We start from the raw sequence: 23,198 nt of genomic DNA on the forward strand, positions 1-23,198 counted from the left end.
CGTGGTCCCGGGCGCGAGGCGCGCACCGGGACCAGGCGAGCGGGGATCTGCTAGAGGAGCGCCTTGACGTCGGTCAGGACCTGCTGCCACGACTGGTCCGTGGTCTGCTTGCCCTGCTCGATCCGGGTCAGACCGTTGATGATCTGCGTGTTGATGTCACCGGCCTTCGGGCCGAGGTACTGCGGCTTCATGGTCTGGACCGACTTGCTGAAGATCTGGCCGACCGGTGCGTTGTTGAAGTACGGGTTCACGAAGTCCTTGATCACCGGGTCCTCGTAGAGGGTCACGGTGGACGGGAAGTTGCCGTACTTCTGGAAGACCTTGGCCTGCTGCTCCGGCGCGGTCAGCCACTTCGCCAGCTCGTACGCCTGCTTGGCGTGCTTGCTCTGCTTCGGCACCGTCAGCCAGGAGCCGCCCCAGTTGCCGCCACCGCCGGGGACGTCGGCGATGTCCCACTTGCCGGAGGCGTCCTTCGCCTGGGTCTGGATGTAGGCCATCATCCAGGACGGGCAGCCCAGCGTGGCGAACGTGCCCTTCGCGAAGCCGGCGTTCCAGGCCGGGGTCCACGCCTCGGCGCGGGCCGACAGGCCCGAGGTGACCGCCAGCGCGGACAGGTCGAACGCGTTCTTGACCGCCGGGTTGCTGTCGACCACGACGTTGTCGCCGTCGTAGAGGCCGGTCGGCGCCTGGCCGAGGATCGACCGGTACATGACCGTCGGGCCGTCGAAGAAGTGCGCGCCCGGCACCTTGGCCGCCTCGAACTTCTTGCCGGTCTCGATGTACTGCTCCCACGTGGGCCAGAGCTTCGAGACCTCGGCGCGGTCGGTCGGCAGGCCGGCCTTCTTGAACAGGTCGGTGCGGTAGCACATGGCCATGCCGCCGACGTCGGTGCCGAGACCGATCGTCTTGCCGTCCTTGGACGTGGCGACGTTCCACTTCCACTCGGGCCACTGCGCCTTGATGTCGCCGGCGCCGAGCTCGTTGAGGTCGTTGAACTTCGAGGCGTTGGCCGTGAACTGGCCGATCCAGCCCTCTTCCAGCGCCTCGATGTCGGCGGCGCCGGTGTTGGTCGCCAGATGCGCGGCCAGGTTCTTGTGGTGGTCCTCGGTCTTGGTGATCCGCTCGGTGATCTTCACATTGGGGTGCAGCTGCTGGTACTCGGCGTAGAGCTCCTTGTATCCGAACTCTCCGAACGTGGCGACCGTAAGGGTGACCGGACCGTCGTCGGCAGCTTGGTTGTCGCCGTCGTCGCTCCCGCATGCCGCCGTCGCGAGCATTGCCGCGATGGCGATCGGGACGACCGCGGTGAACCTGCGCATGGACTCCTCCAGGCGATCGGTTGTATGGGCAGGGTTTGGAGAGCGCTCTCCACGGCAGGTGCGACGATCGGCGGTCACTGGTCGGATCTGAGTCTGGGACGTGGTGTGGTGATGGGGGTGCGTGACGCCGGATGAGAGAGAGCGCTCTCACTTGGTTCCCGACCATCGAGGACCGTGAGCGCCATGTCAAGGAGCTGTTGCGGTTTCGTTACATGCTGCGAGACCCGGCTGGGAGAGCGCTTCCTCAAGCGTGAGACATGCCGAGCACGGCGTCAAGCGATCGAGATCCACCAATCGCGCCTGTTTATCCCCGCGTTTGGCGCCCCAAGACATCGACGTACGTCAGCCATTGACACGGATTGGGCTAACCGTCAGAGTGGCGCGGAAGAGAGCGCTCTCTTTACGTCCCGTCCCACGTAAAGGAGATCCATATGAGTCGGGTTCCACCCGGCCGACGATGGCGCCTGGCCGCGCACCTCGGCGCCGTGCTGGCGCTGCTGGCCGGCCTGCTGGTGGCCACGACGGTGACCGCCGCAGCCGCCGATCCGCTGATCTCACAGGGTCGCACCGCGACCGCCTCCTCCACCGAGAACGCCGGCACGCCGGCGTCCGCCGCCGTCGACGGGAACACCGGCACCCGCTGGTCGAGCGCGTTCAGCGTGCCGCAGTGGCTTCAGGTCGACCTCGGCGCCACGGCCACGATCAGCCGGGTCGTGCTCAACTGGGAGGCCGCGTACGCGACCGCCTTCACGGTCCAGACCTCGGCCAACGGCACGACCTGGACCACCGTCCACACCACCACCAACGGCACGGGCGGCGTGCAGGACCTCACGGTCAGCGGCAGCGGCCGCTACGTGCGGGTCAACGCCACCGCGAAGGCGACCGGCTACGGCGTCTCGCTCTGGGAGTTCCAGGTGTACGGCAGCACCGGCACAGGTGGTTGCGGCACCGCCAACGCCGCGTTGGGCCGTCCCGCCACCGCGTCGTCGGTCCAGAGCACGGTGTTCCCGGCGAGCTCCGCGGTCGACGGCAGCACCGGCACCCGCTGGTCCAGTGCGGCATCCGACCCGCAGTGGCTCCAGGTCGACCTCGGCTCGGCCCAGTCGATCTGCGGCGTGACGCTGCAGTGGGAGGCCGCGTTCGGGCGCTCGTTCCAGGTGCAGGTCTCGACCGACGCCGCGACCTGGACCTCGGTCTACTCCACCACCACCGGCACGGGCGGCACCCAGGTGCTGACGGTCAGCGGGACCGGACGGTACGTGCGCGTCTACGGCACCGCCCGGGGCACCGCGTACGGCTATTCGCTGTGGGAGTTCCAGGTTCGTACCGGTAGCGGCGGCCCGACCAACCCGCCCACCGACCCGCCCACCGACCCGCCGCCCGGCGGCACCGTCCGGCTGCTCTCGTACAACAAGCCGGCCGTGGCCAGCACGAGCCAGAACGACGGCGCGTGTTGGGAGTGCACGCCGGCGCGGGCGTTCGACCTCGACCCGGCCAGCCGCTGGGCCACCGCCGCGAACATTGGCTGGGTCGACCCCGGCTGGATCTACGTCGACCTCGGCGCCACGGCCGGCATCACCCAGGTGGTGCTCCAGTGGGATCCGGCGTTCGCGCGGGCGTATCAGATCCAGGTGTCGCCGAACGCGACCACCTGGACGACCATCTACTCCACGACGACCGGCGCCGGCTTCAAGGAGACGCTCAACGTCACCGGCACCGGCCGCTACGTCCGGATGTACGGCACCGCCCGGTCCAGCACCTACGGCTACTCGCTCTGGGAGTTCCAGGTGTACGGGACCGGCGGCAACCCGACGACGCCACCGGCGATGCCGCCGGACCCGACGTTCCCAGCCAACCGTCTGGTGTGGAGCGACGAGTTCAACGGCGCGGCGGGTTCGAAGCCGGACCCCGCAAAGTGGACGATCGATCCGGGCACCGGGCAGAACAACGAGATCCAGTACTACACGAACAACAACAACGCCAACATGGACGGCGCCGGCTCGCTGGTCATCGAGGCCCGCCGGGAGACCGCCGGCGGTCGCGACTACACCTCGCACCGGATGAACACCGGCAACAAGTTCCACGTCCAGTACGGCCGGATCGAGGCGCGCGTCAAGGTGCCCAAGGGCAACGGCCTGTGGCCGGCGTTCTGGATGATGGGTGCCGACTTCCTGACCGGCCGCCCGTGGCCCTACAACGGCGAGATCGACATCATGGAGGTCCTCGGCCGCAACACGCTGGAGGGCTACTCGACCCTGCACGCGCCGGCCTACAACGGCGGTGGCGGCTACGGGCTGAAGTACACCGCTCCCGGCGGCGCCGACCTGGCCAACGACTTCCACGTCTGGGCCGTCGAGTGGGACAGCAAGGGCATGACCTTCAAGCTCGACGGCACCACGGTGTTCGTGGCCAGCAAGGCCACCGTCGAGGCGACCCGCGGTCCCTGGGTCTACGACCACCCGTTCTACGTGATCCTCAACCTCGCGGTCGGCGGCGACTTCCCCGGCCCCGTGGACGGCACCACCCCGTTCCCCTCCCGGATGCTCGTCGACTACGTCCGGGTCTACCAGAACTAGGAGTCTCGATGCGACGAACAGCAAGCTTCGCCGCCGTGCTCGTTCTGCTGCTCGGTGGTTATCTCGTCGCCGCGGCTGGTGACGCCGTAGCGGCCGACCCGCTCATCTCGCAGGGCCGCACGGCCACCGCCTCCTCGACGGAGAACGGCGGCAGCCCCGCCAGCAACGCCGTCGACGGCAACAACGGGACCCGCTGGTCCAGCGCGTTCAGCGACCCGCAGTGGTTGCAGGTCGACCTCGGTGCCAGCGCCACGATCAGCCGGGTGGTGCTGCGCTGGGAGGGCGCGTACGCCAGTGCGTACACGATCCAGACCTCGAGCACCGGCAGCAGCTGGACGACCGTCTACAGCACGACCACGGCCACCGGCGGCAACCAGGACCTGGCCGTGTCGGGCAGCGGCCGCTACGTGCGGATCAACACCACCCGGCGGGCCACCCAGTGGGGCGTCTCGCTCTGGGAGTTCCAGGTGTACGGCGTCGGCGGATCCACGCAACCGCCTCCGCCGACCGGGCCGATCGTGCGGGTGTCCGAGTTCCTCGCGGACTGCCCGTTCTCGCACCGGCTTCCCGACGACCCGATCATCTATCCGGGTCTGCCGGGCGCCTCGCACATGCACAGCTTCTTCGGGGCGCGCAACGTCAACGCCTACACCAACCTCGCGTCGTTGCAGTCGGGCACCAGCAACTGCAACCCGAGCATCGACCTGTCGTCGTACTGGGTGCCCACCCTCTACTACGACAACCAGCCGGTCGAGCCGGTCACCGGGATCTTCTACTACCTCGGTGAGGGCGTGCGCTCCGACGTGACCGCCCGGATCCAGCCGCTGCCGCTCGGGCTGCGGATCGTCGCGGGCAACGCGCAGGCGACCGCGCCGGACGCGACCACCATCTCCCGGTGGTCGTGCCTGCACCACAACGAGGCCGGCGCGGGCAAGGACTTCATCAACTGTCCTTCGGGCAGCATGCTGGAGTCCTATCTGGACTTCCCGCAGTGCTGGGACGGCGTCAACCTGGACTCGCCGAACCACAAGAGCCACATGGCGTACCCGGTCAACAACGACTGTCCGAGCACCCACCCGGTGCCGGTGCCCAAGCTGCGGCAGGTGTTGCGCTATCCGGTCAACGGTGACCCGGCGCGGATCCGGCTCGCCTCGGGTCGCGGGTTCACCATGCACGGCGACTTCTTCAACGCCTGGCCCGTGGCGGAGATGGAGCGCCGCGTGCGGGACTGCATCCGGCCCATCATCAAGTGCGGCGTCAACGGAACACCGTGACGCGAACTCATCGACCCCGCCGGTCCAGCACCCCTGGGCCGGCGGGGTCCACTAATACCGGAAGTTCCGGAACCGGTTCCGGTGCTATAACTGGTCGCGTGACGACCCGTCCCGCCGACCCGCCACGTCCGCCGACGCTGGACGAGGTGGCCGTCGCGGCCGGGGTGTCCCGAGCCACGGTGTCCCGGGTGATCAACGACGTGCCGACCGTCGACCCGCGGTTGCGGGCGGTCGTCGAGCGGGCCATCCAGGAGACCGGCTACGTGCCCAACCTCGCGGCCCGGTCCCTGGTCACCCGCCGGACGGACTCGGTCGCCCTGGTGATCAGCGAGCCGCCGAACCACCGGGAGTACGCGGCGACCTTCCTGAACCGGGTCTTCACCGACCCGTACTTCGGCCGGATCACCGCCGGCGCCCAGGAGGTGCTCCGCCCCGACGGCATCCACCTCGTGATCATCCCGGCCGACCCGCCGGCCCACGACCAGGTGCTGCGCTATCTCCGCCAGGGGCACGTCGACGGCGTCCTGCTGATCTCCAGCCACGCGGCCGACCCGTTCCCCAGCCAACTCGCCGAGATGGGTGTGGTCACCGTGCTGTCGGCGCGGCCCGGCCGGCCGGTGCCGCTGAGCTACGTCGACGTCGACCAGCCCGCCGGGGTCGAGATGGCCGCCGACCACCTGGTGGCCCGGGGCCGGCGCCGGCTCGCGACGATCGCCGGACCGCAGGACATGCCGGCCGGGCAGGGCCGGCTGTCGGCGTTCCGCGACGCGCTGGCCCGGCACGGCCTGCCCGCGCCGCCGGTGGTCGAGGGTGACTTCACCCGCGCCAGTGGCGAGGCGGCCGCGCGCGCCCTGATCGCCGACCATCCGGAGATCGACGGCCTCTTCGTGGCCAACGACCTGATGGCCGAGGGCGCCGTGCGAGCGCTCCAGGAGGCCGGCCGGGACGTGCCCCGGGACGTCTCGGTGGTCGGGTTCGACGACAGCAGTGCGGCGCTCGAGGCGCATCCGCGGCTGACCACCGTCCGCCAGCCCGTCGAGGAGATGGCCGGCGAGATGGCCCGGCTGCTGCTGGCCGGCCTCCGGGAGCCACAGCGGTCACCCCGCACGGTGATCTTCAACCCGACGCTGGTGGTGCGCGACTCGTCCTGACAGCGCCGTGCCAGCGACGTGTGCGGGCGCTGTCAGTGGTGCCCGGCACCTTGGTCACGTGAAAGACGACCAAGGGGGAACACGATGAGCCTCGCTTTCCAGGCGGAGGGCCTGGTCAAGCGCTTCGGTAAGACCACGGCCCTGGCCGGCATCGATCTGGCCGCCGAGCAGGGCAGCGTGCTGGGTGTGCTCGGGCCGAACGGGGCCGGCAAGACCACGGCGGTGCGCATCCTGGCCACGCTGCTGCGGCCCGACTCGGGGCGGGCCACGGTGGGCGGCCACGACGTGGTCAAGGACGCCGGAGCGGTGCGCCGGCTGATCGGGCTGACCGGGCAGTACGCGTCGGTCGACGAGGACCTGACCGGCACGCAGAACCTCGTGCTCATCGGCGAGCTGCTCGACCTGCGGCGCCGCGACGCCAAGGTGCGGGCCGCCGAGCTGCTGGAGTGGTTCGACCTGACCGAGGCGGCCAACCGGCCAGCCAAGACGTACTCGGGGGGCATGCGCCGCCGGCTCGACCTGGCCGCCAGCCTGGTCGGCCGGCCGGCCGTGATCTACCTGGACGAGCCGACGACGGGGCTCGACCCGGCCAAGCGGGAAGACATGTGGGGTGTCGTCCGCTCGCTGGTCGGCGACGGCTCGACGGTCCTGCTCACCACGCAGTACCTCGACGAGGCCGACGCGCTGGCCGACGAGATCTCGGTGATCGACCACGGCAAGGTCATCGCGCACGGTACGCCGGCGCAGCTCAAGCAGATCGCCGGCGGCCAGACGATCCTGGTGCGCCCGACCGACCCGGCGCGGCTGGCCGAGGTCGGCGGCATCCTGTCCGCCGTCGCGCAGCGCGAGCCGGAGAGCCCGGGTCGCGGGGTGCTGACCGTGCCGATCGACGACGACCGGGCGTTCCCGACGGTCGTACGCCGGATCGAGGAAGCCGGGATCGGCGTCATGGAGCTGTCGCTCCGCCTGCCGAGCCTGGACGAGGTGTTCTTCACGCTGACCGGCAAGCCGGCGACCGCGGACGACGACGAGAAGGTGGCGGCATGACGACGACGATCGAGCGGACGACGGCGCCCGTCACCGAGTCGGGCCTGTCCGGTCCGCCGCCGGCCCGGACGTTCCGGGTCGCCCGGCACAGCCTGGCCCTGGCGCGGCGCAGCCTGATCAAGACGCTGCGGACGCCCGAGCAGCTGCTGGACGTGACGCTCCAGCCGGTGATGTTCGTAGTGATCTTCGTGTACCTGCTCGGCGGCGCGATCTCCGGCTCCCAGACGGTGTACCTGAAGTACCTGCTGCCGGCGATCATGGTGCAGTCGGTGATGTTCGCGTCGGTGGCTACCGGCCTCTCGCTCAACACCGACGTGAAGAAGGGCGTCTTCGACCGGTTCCGCAGCCTGCCGATCGCCCGGTCCGCCCCGTTGGTCGGCTCGGTGCTCGGCGACCTGACGCGGTTCGTGGTCTCGATCGCGGTGCTGCTCGGCTTCGGCTACGCGATCGGATTCCGGATCGGCACGGACCCGCTCTCCGCCCTGGCCGCCTGCCTGCTGGTGATCTTCTTCGCCTCGGCCATCACCTGGGTCTTCGTGCTCCTCGGCGTCATCATGCGCGAGCCGGGAGCGGTCCAGGGCACGGCGTTCCTGGTGCTGTTCCCGCTGACGTTCGGCACCAACATGATGGTGCCGACCGACACCCTCCCGGGCTGGCTGCAAGCCTGGGTAAAGATCAACCCGGTCTCGGACGTGATGGACGCGGCCCGAGCCCTGCTCACCGGCGGCCCGGTCGGCGACACGGTCACCAGGTCGCTGCTCTGGTCGGTGGGAATCATCGTGGTCTTCGCACCGCTCGCGGTCAGGTTCTATCGCCGCCGGGTGTGACGTCCGGGTCCTGGGCCGGGTCGACGAACGCCAGTGCGTCGGCCCGGCTCAGCGCGCGTCCCCGGGCGTACGCGGCGTCGAAGCCCTCGTCGCCCAGTCTGGACCGCAGCGTCTCCGTCAGTTTCTGGGCGTCGCAGTTGGACAGGTCGGGGCTGCCGCGCAGCGAGTCGGCCGCGCCCAGGGTCTCGGCGGCGCGCTCCGCCTGCCCCAGTGCCGCGCGCAGGGACACGGTGGCCACCGCGATCAGGGCGATCACCGGCATGTCCTTGCCGAGCATCGCCTGCGCGATGCCCTCGGTGGCCAGCACCCGGGCCTCCGCGAGGCGGCCCTCCGCGATCGCGATGTGTGCCTCGAAGCCGCAGAGCATGCCGCGGAACTGCGGAGCCACGAGCGGCGCCGGCGCCTGCAGCTCTTCCGCCTGGCGGTAGCGCTCCCGCGCGCTGTCGAGCTTGCCCTCCTGGCGGTCGTACTCGCCGAGCATCATCACCACGAACGCGGCCGTGCGGTTGGCGAAGCCCTCGCGTGACGACTCGACCAGGAAACGCTCCAGGTCGGCCCGTGCCCACTCGATGTCGCCGCCCTGCGCGCGCAGGTTGGCCAGCCAGATGCGCTGGTATCCGATGTCATCCCGGGCGTTGAGCTCGACGGCCAGCCGCGACGCCTCCTCCAGCGCGGCGGTGGCGCCGGCCAGGTCACCCCGCTTGGACAGCGCGTCGGCGAGCGAGCCGAGCGTCATGCCCAGGCTCCACCTCTCCCCCAACGAACGCTGGATCTCGGCCGCGGCGGTCAGGTCGGCCAGCATGCCGTCGGCGTCGCCGTCGTTCTCCTTGATGCTGCCGCTCAGCGAGAGCAGCAGGCCGCGGGTGAACGGGTCGGCGCCCTCCAGACCGCTGTTGACCGCCTCGAGCCCACGCTCGGTGTCGTCGGTGAATATGGTCATCATCGGCTCGATGACCGGCAGGAACGGATGGGACCGGGGCGGCGCCGCCGCGACCAGCGCCCGCAGGTCGTCGAGGGCCGCGTCGCCGGGCCAGGTGCCGGTGAAGATCTGGTTGAGCAGGTGGATGGCGGCGACGACCGCCCGGGGCCCCAGCGGCGCCGGGCCACGGGCGGCCAGCGCCCGGCCCAGCAGCGCCACCGCCTGCTCGTGGTCGCCGCGGATCGTCAACGGCATCGTCAACGCCGCCGCCAGCCGGATCGCGGTGCTCGCGTCGTCGGTCTCCGACGCGTAGTGCAGCGCGCCGATCATGTTGGCCCGGTCGGCGTCGAACGCGTCGAGCCAGCGGAGCTGGTCGCTGGTGCGCAGCCGCGGCTCCATCAGCTCGGCGCGCGCCAGGAAGTAGGCGGCGTGCGCGGCGCGCAGCCGGGTGGCCTCGCCGGCGGCGACCAGCTGCTCCAGGCCGTATTCCCGGATGGTCTCGAGCATCCGGAAGCGCCCCTCGCCGACCAGCTGCAACAGGGATTTGTCGACCAGCGCGGCCAGCAGGTCGGCGACCGCGTCGAGCGAGGCCTCGGGTGCCGCGACGCCGGCGGCGCTCTCGGCCGTGATCGTCGACGGGAACACCGCGAGCCGGTCGGCCAGCCGGCGCTCGTCGTCGGTGAGCAGCTCCCAGCTCCACGCGACGACGGCGCGCAGCGTGCGGTGCCGCTCGAGCGCGGTGCGGCTGCCCCCGGTCAGCAGCCGGAACCGGTCGTCGAGCCGGGCCGCGACCTGCGCCGTCGACATGGTGCGCAGGCGGGCGGCGGCGAGCTCGATCGCGAGCGGAAGGCCGTCGAGCCGCCGGCAGATCTCCACGACGTCAGCGGCGTTGTCGGCGCTGATCTCGAACCCGGGCCGGACCGCGGCGGCACGATCGCGGAAGAGCTGGATCGACGGGTAGGCGGCGACGTCGACCTCGTCCTGGGCGGGCAGGCCCAGCGGCGGCAGCGGACAGAGCGCCTCGCCGGTGATGCCGAGCGGCTCACGGGACGTCGCCAGGATGCGTAGTCGCGGGCAACGGGCCAGCAGCTCGTCGGCCAGCCGGGCGGCGGCGTCGATCACGTGCTCGCAGTTGTCGAGCACGATCAGCGCGTCGATCGGGGCGAGCGCCTCGACCAGCCGGCTGATCGCGTCGCGGTTGGCCTGGCGGCGCCCCGGCTCGGTGAACCCGGCGGCGCGCCCGTCGATGGCGACCAGCGCGGCCTGCGGCACGTCGGCGGGATCGGTGACCGGCGCCAGCTCGACCATCCAGGTCTCGTCGACACTCACGGTCGCCAGCGCGGCGGCGGCCACCGTGCCCAGCCGGGTCTTGCCCGCGCCGCCCGGGCCGACGAGCGTGACCAGCCGCCCCTCGGCCAGCAGCCGCTCGACCCGGTGCAGCTCGGTGTCGCGCCCCACGAAGCTGGTCAGCGCGGCCCGCAGGTTGCCGCGCGTGGTGCGCCGCGGCTGGCCTTCGCCGCGGAGCACGGCCAGATGCGCCTCGCGCAGCTCGGCCGACGGATCGGCACCCAGCTCGTCGGCCAGCCGGCGGCGGAACTCGTCGTAGGCGGCCAGCGCCTCTGCCGGCCGCCCGGCCGCGGCCAGCGCCCGCAGTCGCAGCGCCCAGACCCGCTCGCGCAACGGATAGGCGGTCGCCAGCTCGTCGAGCTCGGCGACCAGGTGGGCCGGCCCGGCCAGGCGCAGCTCGGCGTCGATGCGGTCCTCGACGGCCGCCAGCCGCACCTCGTCGAGGCGGGCCACGGGCGCGGCGGCGAACCCGGCGTCGGCGACGTCGGCCAATGCCGGCCCCCGCCAGAGCGCCAGGGCGTCGCGCAGCAGGCCGACCGCCTTCTCGGGATCGCCGCCGCCCAGCGCGTCGCGCCCGTCGCGGGCCAGAGTCGTGAACCGCTCGGCGTCGACCGCGTCGGCGGGCAGGTCGAGCCGGTAGCCGCCCGGCCCCAGCAACACCGGAATCCCCGGCACCGTGCGCCGCAGCCGTGACACCAGTGACTGCAGGGCGTTGGCGAGATCGGTCGGCTGAGCGTCACCCCAGACGGCGTCGGCCAGGGCCTCGGTGCCGACCGGCCGGCCCGGGTCGAGGGCCAGCCGGGTCAGCAGCGCACGCAGTCGCGCGCCGCCCACCTCGACAGGCTGCCCGTCGGCGGTGACCGCCAACGGCCCGAGAATCCCGATCTGCACGCCTTCTACTTTCCACCATGCGTGCGACAGGTTTACAGCCGCAGGCTGGCCGACTCCCGAGCGAGGCGCTCGACGCGGTCCCAGTCGTTGGCACGCACCGCGTCCGCCGGGGTCAGCCACGACCCACCCACGCAGCCGACGTTGGGCAGCGCCAGCCAGTCCGCCGCGGTGCCGGGGGTGATGCCACCGGTCGGGCAGAAGGCCAACTCCGGCAACGGCCCGTGCACCGAGGACAGGTAGCCGCGCCCGCCGCTCGCCTCGGCCGGGAAGAACTTGAGCGTGTCGACACCGCGCTCGCGCAACGCCAGCATCTCGCTCACCGTGCCGGCACCGGGCAGGAAGGGCAGCCCGGACGCCAGGGCCGCGTCGACCAGGGAGTCGGTGGCGCCCGGACTGACCAGAAACGTGGCACCAGCATCACGTGCCGACGAGACCTGCGCCGCCGTGACCACGGTGCCCGCGCCGACCCGCATCTCCGGCACCGCCTTCGCGACGGCGGCCAGAGCGGCGAGCGCGTCCGGCGTACGCAGGGTGATCTCGATGATCCCGACCCCGCCCCGCAGCAGCGCCTCCGCGAGGGGCACCGCGGCGGCTGAGTCCTCGACCACCACGACCGGGATCACCGGGCTGATCGCGAGCAGTTCCCGGGCGATGGACGTCATCAGCTCTCCTCAGGGCATCGAAGGGTGACCTTCGCATACTGTCACTCGCCATGGACATCATCGCGATCGGTGAACCGCTCCTGGAGTTCAGCACCGTCGGCCACGCCGCGCTCGACAACGCGGACGAGTACACCACCGGCTACGGCGGCGACACCTCCAACTTCCTGGTGGCCGCGGCCCGCTCGGGCGCCGACACGGGCTACCTGACCCGCATCGGCGCGGACCCGTTCGGCGACGCCTTCCTGCGCCTGTGGGAGTCGGAGGGAATCGACACGACCCACGTGATCCGGGCCGAGGGCGAGCGCACCGGTGTCTACTTCATCTCCCGCGACCCGGCGCGCAGCGTCTTCACCTACTACCGCGCGGACTCGGCAGCCAGCCGCCTGTCCCCGGCGGACGTCCCCGATCCTGTCGTGGCGGCCGCAAGTGCGCTGCACGTGTCCGGGATAACCCAGGCGATCAGCGTCTCGGCATGTGACGCGGCTTTCCACGCGATGGCGGTGGCCCGCGCGGCCGGCACGCTGGTCAGCTACGACCCGAACTACCGCCCGCAGCTCTGGCCCCTCGAACGCGCCCGCGCGGTGGTTGCCCGCAGCATCGAGCTCTGCGACGTGGCCTTCCCCAACATCGAGGAGGGCCGCCTGTTGACGGGCGCGACGGACCCGAGCGCGGTGATCGACTGGTACGCCGCCCGCGGCCCACGAACAGTGGTCCTCAAGCGCGGCGCGGACGGCGCGCTGCTCTGGCACGAGGGCACGCTGACCGAGATCAAGCCACACCCGGTGACCCCGGTGGACAGCACGGGAGCCGGCGACGCCTTCGACGGCGCCTTCATGGCGAGCCTGGTGTCCGGAGCCACGCCGGCGCAAGCGGCCCACTACGCGGCGGTCGCGGGGGCCCTGACCACCCAGGGCCACGGCGCGGTCGGCCCGATACCCACCCGAGCCACCATCGTCGCGGCCGGCTGACCAGGCCTGGGGGAAAGCGGTCCGGACGTCGGGTCCGGTCTGGGACGGTGGGGTTGGGAGGTCGTCATGCGGATTCCTACGCATCGGTTGCCGCCGCCTACGCCGTGGGAGGGCGGGCCTGCCGCCCCCGTGCGGCCCACCGGGGGCAGGCTGGCCCATCGCACCGAGGTCGCCGCCGAGGTCCGGTGGCCCGCCGGCTTCGGGATCGTCGGGGCGGTGGCGCGGCTGGCCACCGAGCAGGAGCTGCTGCGGCATCTCGCGCTCACCGTGACCCTCGACGGGGCCGAGGTGGTCCTGGTGGCGAGGATCAAGGATCCGGCCGACACCGCCGGCCGGGATCGGCTCGCCACACTCCTCACACAGCTTCAGGACCATCCAAAATAAGAACTTACTTCGCGATTCGGAAACTCGTGCCACGATGGGGAAGCCATACGTCCGAGCATCGGAGGTACGCGATGACGCGGGATACGTCTAGCAGGCAGCTGTGGGCGGCGAGCGGTGCGATCTTCGCCGCGGTGGTTCTGCTCATGTTGGGTCTCTGGCAGCTCGTGATGGGCATCGTCGCCGTCGTCAGGGGCTCCTTCTTCGTGGTGACGCAGAACTACCTCTACTCGTTCAGCACCACGGGCTGGGGCATCCTGCACATCGTGCTGGGCGCGCTGGCCGCGCTCGCGGGTCTCGCGCTGTTCACCGGCGCCACCTGGGCTCGGGCGCTCGGCATCTTCTTCGCGGTGCTCTCCGCGACCGCCAACTTCTTCTTCATTCCCTACTACCCGTTCTGGTCGCTGCTGGAGATCGCGATGGCGGTCTTCGTGATCTGGGCGCTGGCGGTCTGGAAGCCGCGCGGCGTCGGCATGGGCGCCATGGGCGACGACACCGGCGACCTGCCCCGCACCGGCACCGCACCGATGCGGTGACCTGACGCCATGACCAGCAACCCGGACAGTGCCGAAGCCGCCGCGGCGATCTCCGGTGCGGGTGGGCTGGTCGCGGCGGGCGGGCGGAGCGCGCGGACGGCGAGCGGCTGGGTCAGAAGCACCCCGGCCCGCTCGCCGTTCCCGCCGATCGAGGACTACGCCTTCCTGTCGAACTGCCACACCGGCGCGCTCGTCGCGCCCGACGGCTCGGTCGACTGGCTGTGCGTGCCCCGGTTCGACTCGCCAGCCATCTTCGGCAGCATGCTCGACCGCGAGTCCGGGACGTTCCGGCTCGGTCCGTACGGGATCAACCATCCCACGGCGCGCGACTACGAGCCAGGCACCAACGTGCTGGTCACCACGTGGCGCACGCTGACGGGCTGGATCCAGGTCCGCGACGCGCTCACCATCGGCCCGGCGAACGGCCCGGACCTGGTCACGCCGCACAGCCGGCCGCCGTACGACGAGGACGCGGACCACCTCTTCGTGCGTACCGTCGAGTGCCTGGGCGGGCACGTCGACATCGAGATGATCTGCGAGCCGGCCTTCGACTACGGACGCGCGCCGGCCAGCTGGTCGTTTGTGGACAACGACCAGCACGTGGCCGACGGCACCGGTGCCGGGGTCACCGTGCGCCTCCGGTCCGACATGGCGATGGGCATCGAGGGCAACCGGATCCGTGGCCGGCGCCGGCTCAACCGCGGCGACCACGCGTACTGCGTGCTCTCCTGGGCCGACCAGCTCGCCACTCCGGCCACCTTCGCCGAGGCGCTGGCCTGCGTCGACAGCACCACGGCCTACTGGCGCACCTGGCTGGCCGGCGCCCGGATCCCGGACCACCGCTGGCGGGACGCCCTGCAACGCTCCGCACTCGCGGTCAAGGGGCTGACGTACATGCCGACCGGCGCGACCGTTGCGGCCCTGACGACGTCGCTGCCGGAGACGCCGGGCGGCGAACGCAACTGGGACTACCGGTACACCTGGATGCGCGACAGCTCGTTCACCATGCAGGCTCTGCACTATCTGAACCTGGACTGGGAAGCCGACGAGTTCATGCAGTTCGTCGCCGACATCGAGCCCAACCACGACGGCACGCTGCAGATCATGTACGGCATCGACGGGCGCCGCGACCTCACCGAGAAGCAGCGCGACGACCTGTCCGGGTACGACGGCGCGCGTCCCGTGCGGATCGGCAACAGCGCCTACAGCCAGCGGCAGAACGACGTGTTCGGCGCGGTGCTCGACTCGGTGCTCCTGCACACCCGGCGCAGCCAACGGATGCCGCGCCGGCTCTGGCCGATCGTGGCCAGCCAGGCGGAGTCGGCCGAGAAGGTCTGGCGCAACCCTGACCAGGGCATCTGGGAGGCCCGCGGGGACCCGCAGCACTACGTGTCGTCGAAGCTGATGTGCTGGATGGCGATGGACCGGGCGTCCCAGCTGTCCGAGATTCGCGGGCACAAGGACTCGGCCAAGCGCCTCGCCGGCTTGGCCAAGGAGGTGCACGACGACATCCTGGCCCATGGCGTACGGGACGACGGCGTGCTGCGCCAGCACTACGACACGGACGCGCTGGACGCTTCCACGCTGCTCGCCGTGCTCTACAACTTCCTGCCGCCCACCGACGAGCGCATGCGCAACACGGTCGAGGCGATCGCCAATGACCTCACCGAGGACGGGTTCGTCCTGCGCTACCACACCGACCAGACCGACGACGGCCTGTCCGGCAAGGAGGGCTCGTTCCTGATCTGCTCGTTCTGGATGGTGTCCGCGCTGAGCGCGATCGGCGAGATGGAGCGCGCGGTCCAGTTGATGGAGCGGCTGCTCAAGGTCGGCTCACCGCTCAACCTGTTCGCCGAGGAGTTCGAGGTGAAGACCGGACGGCACCTGGGCAACTTTCCCCAGGCCTTCTCGCATCTGGCGCTGATCCAGGCGGCGTCGCGGATCATCCTGGCCGAGCGCTTGGCCGAGGTCTCCTGACCGACGATCATGGAGGCATGGCCGAGCTAGTGCTGCTGGACACCGACATCGGCAACGACATCGACGACGCCGTCTGCCTCGCGTACCTGCTCGCGCAGCCGGACTGCGACCTCATCGGCATCACCACGGTGACCGCCGCGCCGGTCGACCGCGCCTCGCTGGCCAGCGTGCTGTGCCGGGTCGCCGGCCGCGACGTGCCCATCCTGCCCGGCGCCGGAGTCCCCCTGGTGGGACCGCCCGTGCAGAAGCCGCCACCGCAGGCCGCGGCGCTGGAGCGGTGGCCCCACGACGACGTGTTCCCGGTCGGCGAGGTGGTCGAGTTCCTCCGCCGCACGATCCACGCCCACCCCGGCGAGGTCACCCTGCTCGCCATCGGCCCGCTGACCAACGTGGCGCTGCTGTTCGCGGTCGACCCGGCCATCCCGTCGTTGCTGCGGCGCCTGGTGCTCATGGGCGGAGCGTTCCTCGGCGACGGAGGCCCCGAGTGGAACATCCACAACGACCCGTACGCCGCGGCCCGCGTCTACGCGGCCTCCGCCCGCGTCCACCGGTCCGTCGGCCTCGACGTGACGAGGCGCGTGCGGATGGACGCGAACGACTTCCTGGCCCGGTGCGACCACCCGCTGCTCCACCCGGTGGCCGACATGGCGGGGTCGTGGTTCGCCGGGCGACCGGAGGTGACGTTCCACGACCCGCTCGCGGCCGCCACGATCTTCGCGCCCGACCTGTGCGGCTTCACCCGCGGCGAGGTGAGCGTCGACACCGCCGACGGAGCCACCCGGTGGCGACCCGACGCCCAGGGGCCGCACGAGGTTGCGTCGCAAGTCCACCCAGACGCGTTTCTCGCCCACTACTTCACGACAGTTTCCGGAGCCGTGTAACGGGTAAAATCGATGGACGCCGGTGACTTCCCCCTCGGCCGGCACGGCACGCTGGAGACATCGAAGGGGAAGACTGTGTTGCGCAGGAACGCGCTGTGGGCGGTCCGTCTGGAATGGCCCGCCGGAGACCATGAGTTCGGCTGTCCGCGGCCGGATGAGGCCGCGGCCCTACGCGAGATGGATCGCGTGCGGTCCTACTGGGCCCGCGGCCCGATGCGCCCCCGGCTGAGCCTCGTGCGGATCAGCCAGCACGACTTCGACCTCCACGCCAAAGCCCGCCGAGGGTGCAAAGCGCCCGACTGCCCCTAGGGCACGGGACGTGCCCTAGACCTAGCGGGCCGCCCAGAGCAGGCCGCGTTCGGTCAGTGTGCGCACGTCGGGGTGGTCGAGGTCCTCGAGCTTGTGCCCGACCGTCGACACGAAGATCCGTCCCTGGCCCCACTGCCGGGTCCAGACCGCCGGCACGACCACGTCGGCCCGCCAGGCGGTGTCCGCCGTCGCCCGGAACCGGGTGGTGGCCAGCACGTCCGACAGCTTGTCGGTGAGCATCCAGTACTGCTCGGTATGCAGCGACCACTTGGCCGGCAGCCCGGCGACGATCGGGTGCTCGGCGCGCTCCGGCACGACGTCGACCTCGTAGTCGACGAAGTTGTCGGGGTGCTCGGCGAACTGGCCGCCGGTCATCTGCAGATAGCGGGTCGACGAGCGGAAGGCGTCGACGATGCCGCCGTGCCAGCCCGCGAAGCCGGTGCCCGAGCGCACGGCACCGACCAGGCCGTCGATCTGCGCGTCGGTCGCGGTGCCCATGGTCCAGCACTGCACGATCAGGTCGAGCCCGCTCATCGCGGTCGGGTCGGCGTACACGTCGAGGGTCTCGCTGATGTCGACGTGGAAGCCGTGGTCGCGGAGGAACGGCACGAACCGGTCGGTCGCTTCGACCGGTACGTGCCCGTCCCAGCCGCCGCGGACCACGAGGGCCCGGCGGTTGTCGGTCATTCGGGGATACTCCACAGTAGAGGTCGTTGCGGTGCGTCGCCGAGCTGGTCGGCGATCGCCTGGCGCGCCGGCTTGGGGGCCAGCTCGTCATCGTAGGCGAGCGGCCCCGGAGGTGCGCGTCCTCTCGCGGACGGTCCTCCTCCAGTCAGGTGTGTAGCGGTCGGAGCCCGAGCGCGCACATCCAGTTGACGCCGGGCACGCCGGCGTCGCGGGCGGCTAGTCGCGCATCCCGAAGAGGCGGCGGGTCAGTCGCGTGCGGCGCACCAGGAGCTCGTACGCGGCCAGGGTCAACGCCATCGCGGCCGCGACGAGTGCCAGGTACTTGACGATGATGGGCGCGTCCCAGCGCACGACGCCGTAGGCGATTGCGACGACGATCGGCTGGTGGAGCACGTAGATCGGGAGCGCGGCGACGGCGAGGTAGCGGTAGGGCCGACTCGGCTGCTTCGGTTCGCGCGTCGTGTTGCGGCGGTCGAGCAGGCCGAGGATCGCGACGACCGCGCACCAGCCGGCGAAGCCGAACAGCGCGCGGGCGACGATGGCGTGCGCGGTCATCTCGGTGAAGGGGTCGTCGCCGGCGGTCAGCAGCACCGGGCCGGTCACCAGGAAGACGGCCGCCCCGGTGACCGCGGCGGGAACGGCGTCACGGCGCATCGCCAGCCGGAAGCGCTCGTCGGAGGCGAGCAGGAAACCGCTGAGGAAGAAGAGGAGATACGCCCAGCGGCTCCAGCCGGCGAAGGCCTCCTCCATGCCGACGAACGCACAGATCGCCGAGGTGAGCAGCGCCGGCAGCAGCACCACGCCGCGCCGGTCGACCGCACGGGCCAGGGCTTCCCTCACCCGGCCCGGCACCCACTTCAGCGTGGCCGCGAGGATCAGCGAGAAGGTGAGCAGCAGGACGACGAACCAGAGGTGGCCGGTCTCGAAGTAGTCACCGCCCAGCACGAACGGGAAGTCGGCCAGGTCGAGGTGCACCGTGTAGAACTTCGGCAGGAAGTGCGGGTAGCTCTCGTGGTAGCCGGGGTCGGCCGCCTTGAGCCGCAGCCACACCGGCACCGGCAGGAAGGTCAGGATCGCGAGCAGCAGCGGCACTCCCAGGCGTTGAAGACGCTCGAGGGCGAAGCCGCCAGGACCGCGCCGGCCCATCGAGTGCCACGAGCCGAAGCCCGCGATGAGGAACAGCGCCGGCATCGCCCACAGGACGGCGAAACCCGCGAGCACGGTGGTGACGCTGGTCGTGTCGGCGTTCTTGACGTAGTAGTCGTCGTTCTCGTCGAACACCAGCGCGGAGTGGAAGGCGACGAGGCCGACCACCACGAGGGTACGGATCGCGTCGAGCTCCGGCCTCCGGTCCACCGTGGAGGGCTGGGTGGTGGTCACGCCTCAGGATGGCAGCACGGTCGTGCGTTCGTCAGCCCCCGTTTCGGGACTGGGCCGCCAGCCAGGTCTCGAACGTCGTCGGTGCGATCCGGGCGCCGTCGCCGGGCAACAGCACGTCGCCGGCCATCTCGACCCCGAGCGGGCTGTCCCGCCAGCTCGCGACCAGCCGGCACTCCTCGCCCCGCGCCGTCAGGGTGCGCCGGGCCATGTCGACCAGGTCGTGAGTGTCCGGGCCGGCGACCTCGACGGCGCGGCCCAGCGGACGGCCCACCGCCACCTCGGCCAGGATGTCGGCCACGTCGGCGACCGCGATCGGCTGCACCAGCAGCGGCGGCACGACGGCGGTGTCGCCGGTGCGGGTCCACTCGACCACCATCACGGCGAAGTCGAAGAACTGGGTCGCGGCGACGATGGTCCACGGGGTCGCGCCGTCGCTGACCATGGCCTGCTGGATGCGCTTGCCGGCGTAGTGCGCGTTGCCCTCCACCGCGTCGACGCCCACGATCGACAGCAGCACGTGGTGGCCGACGCCGGCGCGTTGTTCGGCGGCCAGCAGGTTCTCCGTCTCCGCCGCGAAGAAGCGCTCCGCCTCCGCCCGGTCCGCGCTCTCGTAGCTGACCACGTCGATGACGGCCGCGACCCCGGCGAGTGCGGCGTCGAGGCCCGCTCCTGTAGTCACATCGACCCCCGTTTTCCGCGACACCGCCACCGGGTCGTGTCCCTTGGCCTCCAGGGCTGCCACGGTCTGGCGCCCGACCAGTCCGGTGCCGCCGATCACTGCCACTCGCATGCGCGTACCCCCGTCTCCGTCGTTGATTTTCCCCTGTTCCGGTGGGGTTCGTGGTTTGATCGGGCATGATCAAGTCTTTCCGGGCAGTCGCCGAGCGCGCCTACGCGCGTCGCCTGCGGCGCACGCTGACCTCGGTGCCGCGGCACGTCGCGATCGTCACGGACGGCAACCGGCGGTGGGCTCAGCAGATGGGGTACGGGTCGCCGAGCGAAGGACACCGGCACGGAGCGGAGCACCTCGACCGGGTGCTCGGCTGGTGCGGTGAACTGGGCATCGGCTGCGTGACCGTCTACGCCGCGTCCGCGGACAACCTGCGCAAGCGCTCGGCGGGCGAGGTCGACCACCTGATGCGGCTGATCGAGGACGCGTGCCGGGAGCGGCTGTCCCGGCCGTCAAGTCCGTGGCAGGTGCGCGTCGCCGGGCAGGTCGACCTGCTGCCGGCGTCGACCCGGTCGGCGCTGTCCTCGGCGGTTGCGGCGACCCGGGACCGGCCGTGGACCTTGACGGTGGCCATCGGCTACGACGGGCGGTCGGAGGTGGTCGAGGCCGTTCGGCGGGGTCTGGTCGCGGCGGCGGCGTCCGGGGAGTCCCCGCTGGCACTGGCCTCGCGTTTCGCGCCGTCCGACATCGACGTGCATCTGGACACGCGCGGGCTGCCGGACCCTGACCTGGTCATCCGGACGAGCGGCGAGCAGCGGATGTCGGGCTTCCTGCTGTGGCAGTCGGCGTTCTCCTCGTTGTACTTCTGCGACGTCTACTGGCCGGGCTTCCGCAAGATCGACTTTCTTCGGGCCCTGCGCGCGTACGCCGCCCGCCGGACCGGCTGACGCCGTCTTGTCGTACCCGCCCGCTAGGGTCGTGGTGTTCGTCCGATCCTGCTCATGGGGGGCATGATGTCCACGACCGTCGATCCCGCGCACGCCGCGGCCTTCGACTCGCGCGCCGACTACACGGCCGCGGTCGAGCGGATCCGCGCGGCCGCCCGCGACTACTACTCGGGTTCGACGTTGGCGATGGACGACGCCACCTACGACGCCCTGATCGCCCGGGTCGCGGCCACCGAGGCCGCGCGTCCGGAGTGGACGGTCGCCGAGTCGCCGACCGAGACCGTCGGCGCCGGCGGTGGCGTGGTCGGCGACGTGCCGCACACCACGCCGATGCTGAGCCTCGACAACGTCTTCGACGCCGAGGGCCTGACCAAATGGGCGGCCCGGCTCGACCGCATCCTCGGGCGACCGGCGGCGGGCTACACGGTCGAGCCCAAGATCGACGGGCTGGCCATCTCGGCCCGCTATGCCGACGGCGAGCTCACCCAGGTCATCACCCGGGGCGACGGGCGGGCCGGCGAAGACGTCACGGGCCAGGCCCGGCGGGCGGTCGGCCTGCCACACCGGCTGGCCGAGCCGGTCACGCTGGAGATCCGCGGCGAGGTCTTCATGACCGAGGCCGACTTCGCGCTGGCCAACGAGCTACGCACGGGTCACGGCGAGCCGCCGTTCGCCCACCCGCGCAGCGCGGCCGCCGGCACCCTGCGAGCGGTCGACCGGGCCTATTCGGCGCCGCTGTCGTTCTTCGCCTACGCGGTGCACGGGCTCGACCCGTCCGCCCACCTGTCGCACGCGGGCGCGATGGGCTATGTGGCGTCGCTGGGCGTGGCCACGACGGCGGGCTCCGCCGCCGGCATGCCGATGTGCGCGACGATCTCCGAGGTGGTCGCCGCGATCGAGGCCCTGGACGCGGGTCGGCTCACGCTCGGTTTCGGCGTCGACGGCGCGGTGGTCAAGGCCGACGCGGCCGCCGACCGCGACGAGGCCGGCTCGTCGAGCCGGGCGCCGCGCTGGGGCATCGCCTACAAGTTCCCGGCCGACACCCGCACGACGACCCTGCTGCGCATCGAGGTCCAGGTCGGCCGCACGGGCGTGATCACCCCGGTCGCGGTCCTCGAGCCGGTGCAGATCAGCGGGGTCACGGTCACGTCGGCGACGCTCCACAACTTCGACGACCTGACCCGCCGCAACGTCCGGGCCGGCGACACGGTCTTCGTCCGCCGCGCGGGCGACGTCATCCCGGAGGTGACGGGCGCCAAGCTCGACGAGCGCCCGGACTCCTCGGAGCCCTTCACACCACCCACGGAGTGCCCACGCTGCGGCGGCGAGATCGACCGCTCCCAGAAGCGGTGGCGCTGCACCCGCGGCCGGGCGTGCGGCGCGCACGAGTCGCTGGCCTACTACACGGCCCGCACCTCGATGGACATCGAGGGCCTGGGCGACAAAATCATCGACCTGCTGGTCCGCGCGGGCCTGGTCACCGACCCGGCCGACCTCTACGACCTGGACGTGGCGACCCTCAAGCCCCTGGACCGCATGGGCGACGTCTCGGCGGGCAAACTGGTCGCCAACATCCAGGCGTCGAAGGCCCAGCCCCTCTCACGGGTGCTGACAGGCCTGGGCCTCCGAATGACGGGCCGCTCGATGTCGCGGCGGCTGGCCCGCCACTTCACGACGATGGACGCGCTGCTCTCCGCCACGGTCGAAGACCTCCAGACGGTGGAGGGGGTCGGCCCTGAGCGAGCGGTGACGATCGCAGCCGAGCTCGTGGAGCTCCGCCCCGTGATCGACAAGCTGACGGCCCGCGGCGTCAACATGTCAGAGCCGGTCTCCCCGTCGGCCGCCCCCGCCACGCCGGGCGACGACCCGACGTCGCCCGCGACGTCCCCTTTCCGCAAGCCCGACGGCACCCCGATGACGGTCGTGGTGACAGGCTCGGTGCCGGGCCTGACCCGAGACGAGGGCAACGAGGCAGTCGAACGCCTCGGAGGCAAGTCATCGGGCTCGGTCTCGAAGCGCACAGACCTGGTAGTGGTCGGCGAGGGCGCAGGCTCAAAAGCAGCGAAAGCCGAAGACCTGGGCGTCCCCATCATGCCGGCGGAGCGGTTCGCAGACCTACTTGCGGCCCACACGGCCGGCGACGCGGCCCGCGTGGCCTCCCTGTTGGAGGAAGCCCTGCCGGCTCCGGCCTAAGGTCCGCCCGGCGCGGGCGCCGGCGGTCGGTGAAGGCGAAGGCGGTCACCGCCGCTACCCCTCGGGACGCGGCGTCGTGGCGGCACATGCTCGCCGCAGCGACGGCGGCCGCCACGCTCTGGGTTGCGTTGCGACAACCGCTCGGGTGCCTTTGGCCGCCGTGGCGGCAAGCCTCAGGGTGCCCCGCCGCGTTCCGGCAAAACGCCGCCGCCCTGCCCGCGTTGCGGCAGCCCACGCCGCCCTCGCCGCGTTGTGG

General features: G+C 71.4%; 18 protein-coding genes. 12 read left to right on the top strand and 6 right to left on the bottom strand.

Annotated elements, in window-relative coordinates:
- Nucleotides 1-50: 50 nt before the first annotated feature.
- Nucleotides 51-1,319 carry an extracellular solute-binding protein gene (locus tag AB0J88_RS17220; protein ID WP_364343544.1) on the bottom strand — a complete coding sequence of 423 codons (1,269 nt, stop codon included), beginning with the start codon at nucleotides 1,317-1,319 and terminating at the stop codon, nucleotides 51-53.
- 431 nt (nucleotides 1,320-1,750) lie between these two features.
- Between AB0J88_RS17220 and AB0J88_RS17225 the strand changes: the two genes are divergently transcribed.
- The 5 genes from AB0J88_RS17225 to AB0J88_RS17245 all read left to right on the top strand — a co-directional run bounded on the left by AB0J88_RS17225 (nucleotide 1,751) and on the right by AB0J88_RS17245 (nucleotide 8,194).
- Nucleotides 1,751-3,895 carry a discoidin domain-containing protein gene (locus AB0J88_RS17225; RefSeq protein ID WP_364343541.1) on the top strand — a complete coding sequence of 715 codons (2,145 nt, stop codon included), beginning with the start codon at nucleotides 1,751-1,753 and terminating at the stop codon, nucleotides 3,893-3,895.
- 8 nt (nucleotides 3,896-3,903) lie between these two features.
- Nucleotides 3,904-5,169, top strand: coding sequence for a DUF1996 domain-containing protein (locus tag AB0J88_RS17230; protein ID WP_364343538.1), 1,266 nt, complete (start codon nucleotides 3,904-3,906; stop codon nucleotides 5,167-5,169).
- Nucleotides 5,170-5,267: 98 nt separating this feature from the next.
- Entirely contained in the window at nucleotides 5,268-6,320 is a 1,053-nt protein-coding gene (locus tag AB0J88_RS17235) for a LacI family DNA-binding transcriptional regulator (RefSeq protein WP_364343535.1), read from the top strand.
- An 84-nt stretch (nucleotides 6,321-6,404) separates the two neighbouring features.
- Entirely contained in the window at nucleotides 6,405-7,367 is a 963-nt protein-coding gene (locus AB0J88_RS17240; RefSeq protein ID WP_364343532.1) for an ATP-binding cassette domain-containing protein, read from the top strand.
- Nucleotides 7,364-8,194: an ABC transporter permease gene (locus tag AB0J88_RS17245; RefSeq protein ID WP_364343529.1), complete on the top strand. Its 831-nt coding sequence runs from the start codon at nucleotides 7,364-7,366 to the stop codon at nucleotides 8,192-8,194. The genes AB0J88_RS17240 and AB0J88_RS17245 overlap by 4 nt, the downstream gene beginning before the upstream one ends.
- Here AB0J88_RS17245 and AB0J88_RS17250 read toward each other — a convergent pair.
- Both AB0J88_RS17250 and eda read right to left on the bottom strand, forming a co-directional pair.
- Nucleotides 8,169-11,351 (bottom strand): BTAD domain-containing putative transcriptional regulator, encoded by a 3,183-nt coding sequence (locus tag AB0J88_RS17250; RefSeq protein ID WP_364343527.1) that lies wholly within the window; start codon nucleotides 11,349-11,351, stop codon nucleotides 8,169-8,171. The genes AB0J88_RS17245 and AB0J88_RS17250 overlap by 26 nt on opposite strands.
- A gap of 32 nt (nucleotides 11,352-11,383) precedes the next feature.
- Nucleotides 11,384-12,013 carry a bifunctional 4-hydroxy-2-oxoglutarate aldolase/2-dehydro-3-deoxy-phosphogluconate aldolase gene (gene eda / locus AB0J88_RS17255; RefSeq protein ID WP_364343524.1) on the bottom strand — a complete coding sequence of 210 codons (630 nt, stop codon included), beginning with the start codon at nucleotides 12,011-12,013 and terminating at the stop codon, nucleotides 11,384-11,386.
- A gap of 50 nt (nucleotides 12,014-12,063) precedes the next feature.
- On the opposite strand from eda, the gene AB0J88_RS17260 reads away from it, so the two are divergent.
- From AB0J88_RS17260 to AB0J88_RS17280, 5 genes are all read left to right on the top strand, one after another.
- Complete coding sequence (locus AB0J88_RS17260; RefSeq protein WP_364343521.1) at nucleotides 12,064-12,981, top strand: sugar kinase; 918 nt, start codon at nucleotides 12,064-12,066, stop codon at nucleotides 12,979-12,981.
- A gap of 66 nt (nucleotides 12,982-13,047) precedes the next feature.
- Complete coding sequence (locus tag AB0J88_RS17265; protein ID WP_364343518.1) at nucleotides 13,048-13,365, top strand: hypothetical protein; 318 nt, start codon at nucleotides 13,048-13,050, stop codon at nucleotides 13,363-13,365.
- A 71-nt stretch (nucleotides 13,366-13,436) separates the two neighbouring features.
- Nucleotides 13,437-13,898 (top strand): hypothetical protein, encoded by a 462-nt coding sequence (locus AB0J88_RS17270; protein ID WP_364343515.1) that lies wholly within the window; start codon nucleotides 13,437-13,439, stop codon nucleotides 13,896-13,898.
- Nucleotides 13,899-13,907: 9 nt separating this feature from the next.
- A complete protein-coding gene (locus AB0J88_RS17275; protein WP_364343512.1) occupies nucleotides 13,908-15,875 on the top strand; it encodes a glycoside hydrolase family 15 protein in 1,968 nt (655 codons plus the stop codon).
- Nucleotides 15,876-15,892: 17 nt separating this feature from the next.
- Complete coding sequence (locus AB0J88_RS17280; RefSeq protein ID WP_364343509.1) at nucleotides 15,893-16,756, top strand: nucleoside hydrolase; 864 nt, start codon at nucleotides 15,893-15,895, stop codon at nucleotides 16,754-16,756.
- 330 nt (nucleotides 16,757-17,086) lie between these two features.
- On the opposite strand, the gene AB0J88_RS17285 is transcribed toward AB0J88_RS17280, so the two are convergent.
- The 3 genes from AB0J88_RS17285 to AB0J88_RS17295 form a co-directional block, all read right to left on the bottom strand.
- On the bottom strand, nucleotides 17,087-17,752 hold the full coding sequence (locus AB0J88_RS17285; protein WP_364343506.1) for a ThuA domain-containing protein: 666 nt from the start codon (nucleotides 17,750-17,752) through the stop codon (nucleotides 17,087-17,089).
- Between the two features lie 216 nt (nucleotides 17,753-17,968).
- Nucleotides 17,969-19,132, bottom strand: coding sequence for an acyltransferase family protein (locus AB0J88_RS17290; protein WP_364343503.1), 1,164 nt, complete (start codon nucleotides 19,130-19,132; stop codon nucleotides 17,969-17,971).
- A gap of 31 nt (nucleotides 19,133-19,163) precedes the next feature.
- Nucleotides 19,164-19,922, bottom strand: coding sequence for an NAD-dependent epimerase/dehydratase family protein (locus tag AB0J88_RS17295; protein ID WP_364343500.1), 759 nt, complete (start codon nucleotides 19,920-19,922; stop codon nucleotides 19,164-19,166).
- A 65-nt stretch (nucleotides 19,923-19,987) separates the two neighbouring features.
- On the opposite strand from AB0J88_RS17295, the gene uppS reads away from it, so the two are divergent.
- Together uppS and ligA are read left to right on the top strand one after the other, a co-directional pair.
- A complete protein-coding gene (uppS, locus tag AB0J88_RS17300) occupies nucleotides 19,988-20,749 on the top strand; it encodes a polyprenyl diphosphate synthase (protein ID WP_364343497.1) in 762 nt (253 codons plus the stop codon).
- Nucleotides 20,750-20,812: 63 nt separating this feature from the next.
- Complete coding sequence (gene ligA / locus AB0J88_RS17305) at nucleotides 20,813-22,942, top strand: NAD-dependent DNA ligase LigA (protein ID WP_364343495.1); 2,130 nt, start codon at nucleotides 20,813-20,815, stop codon at nucleotides 22,940-22,942.
- Nucleotides 22,943-23,198 lie beyond the last annotated feature (256 nt).

This window comes from Asanoa sp. NPDC049475 (genome assembly GCF_040676915.1).
Lineage (GTDB): Bacteria > Actinomycetota > Actinomycetes > Mycobacteriales > Micromonosporaceae > Asanoa.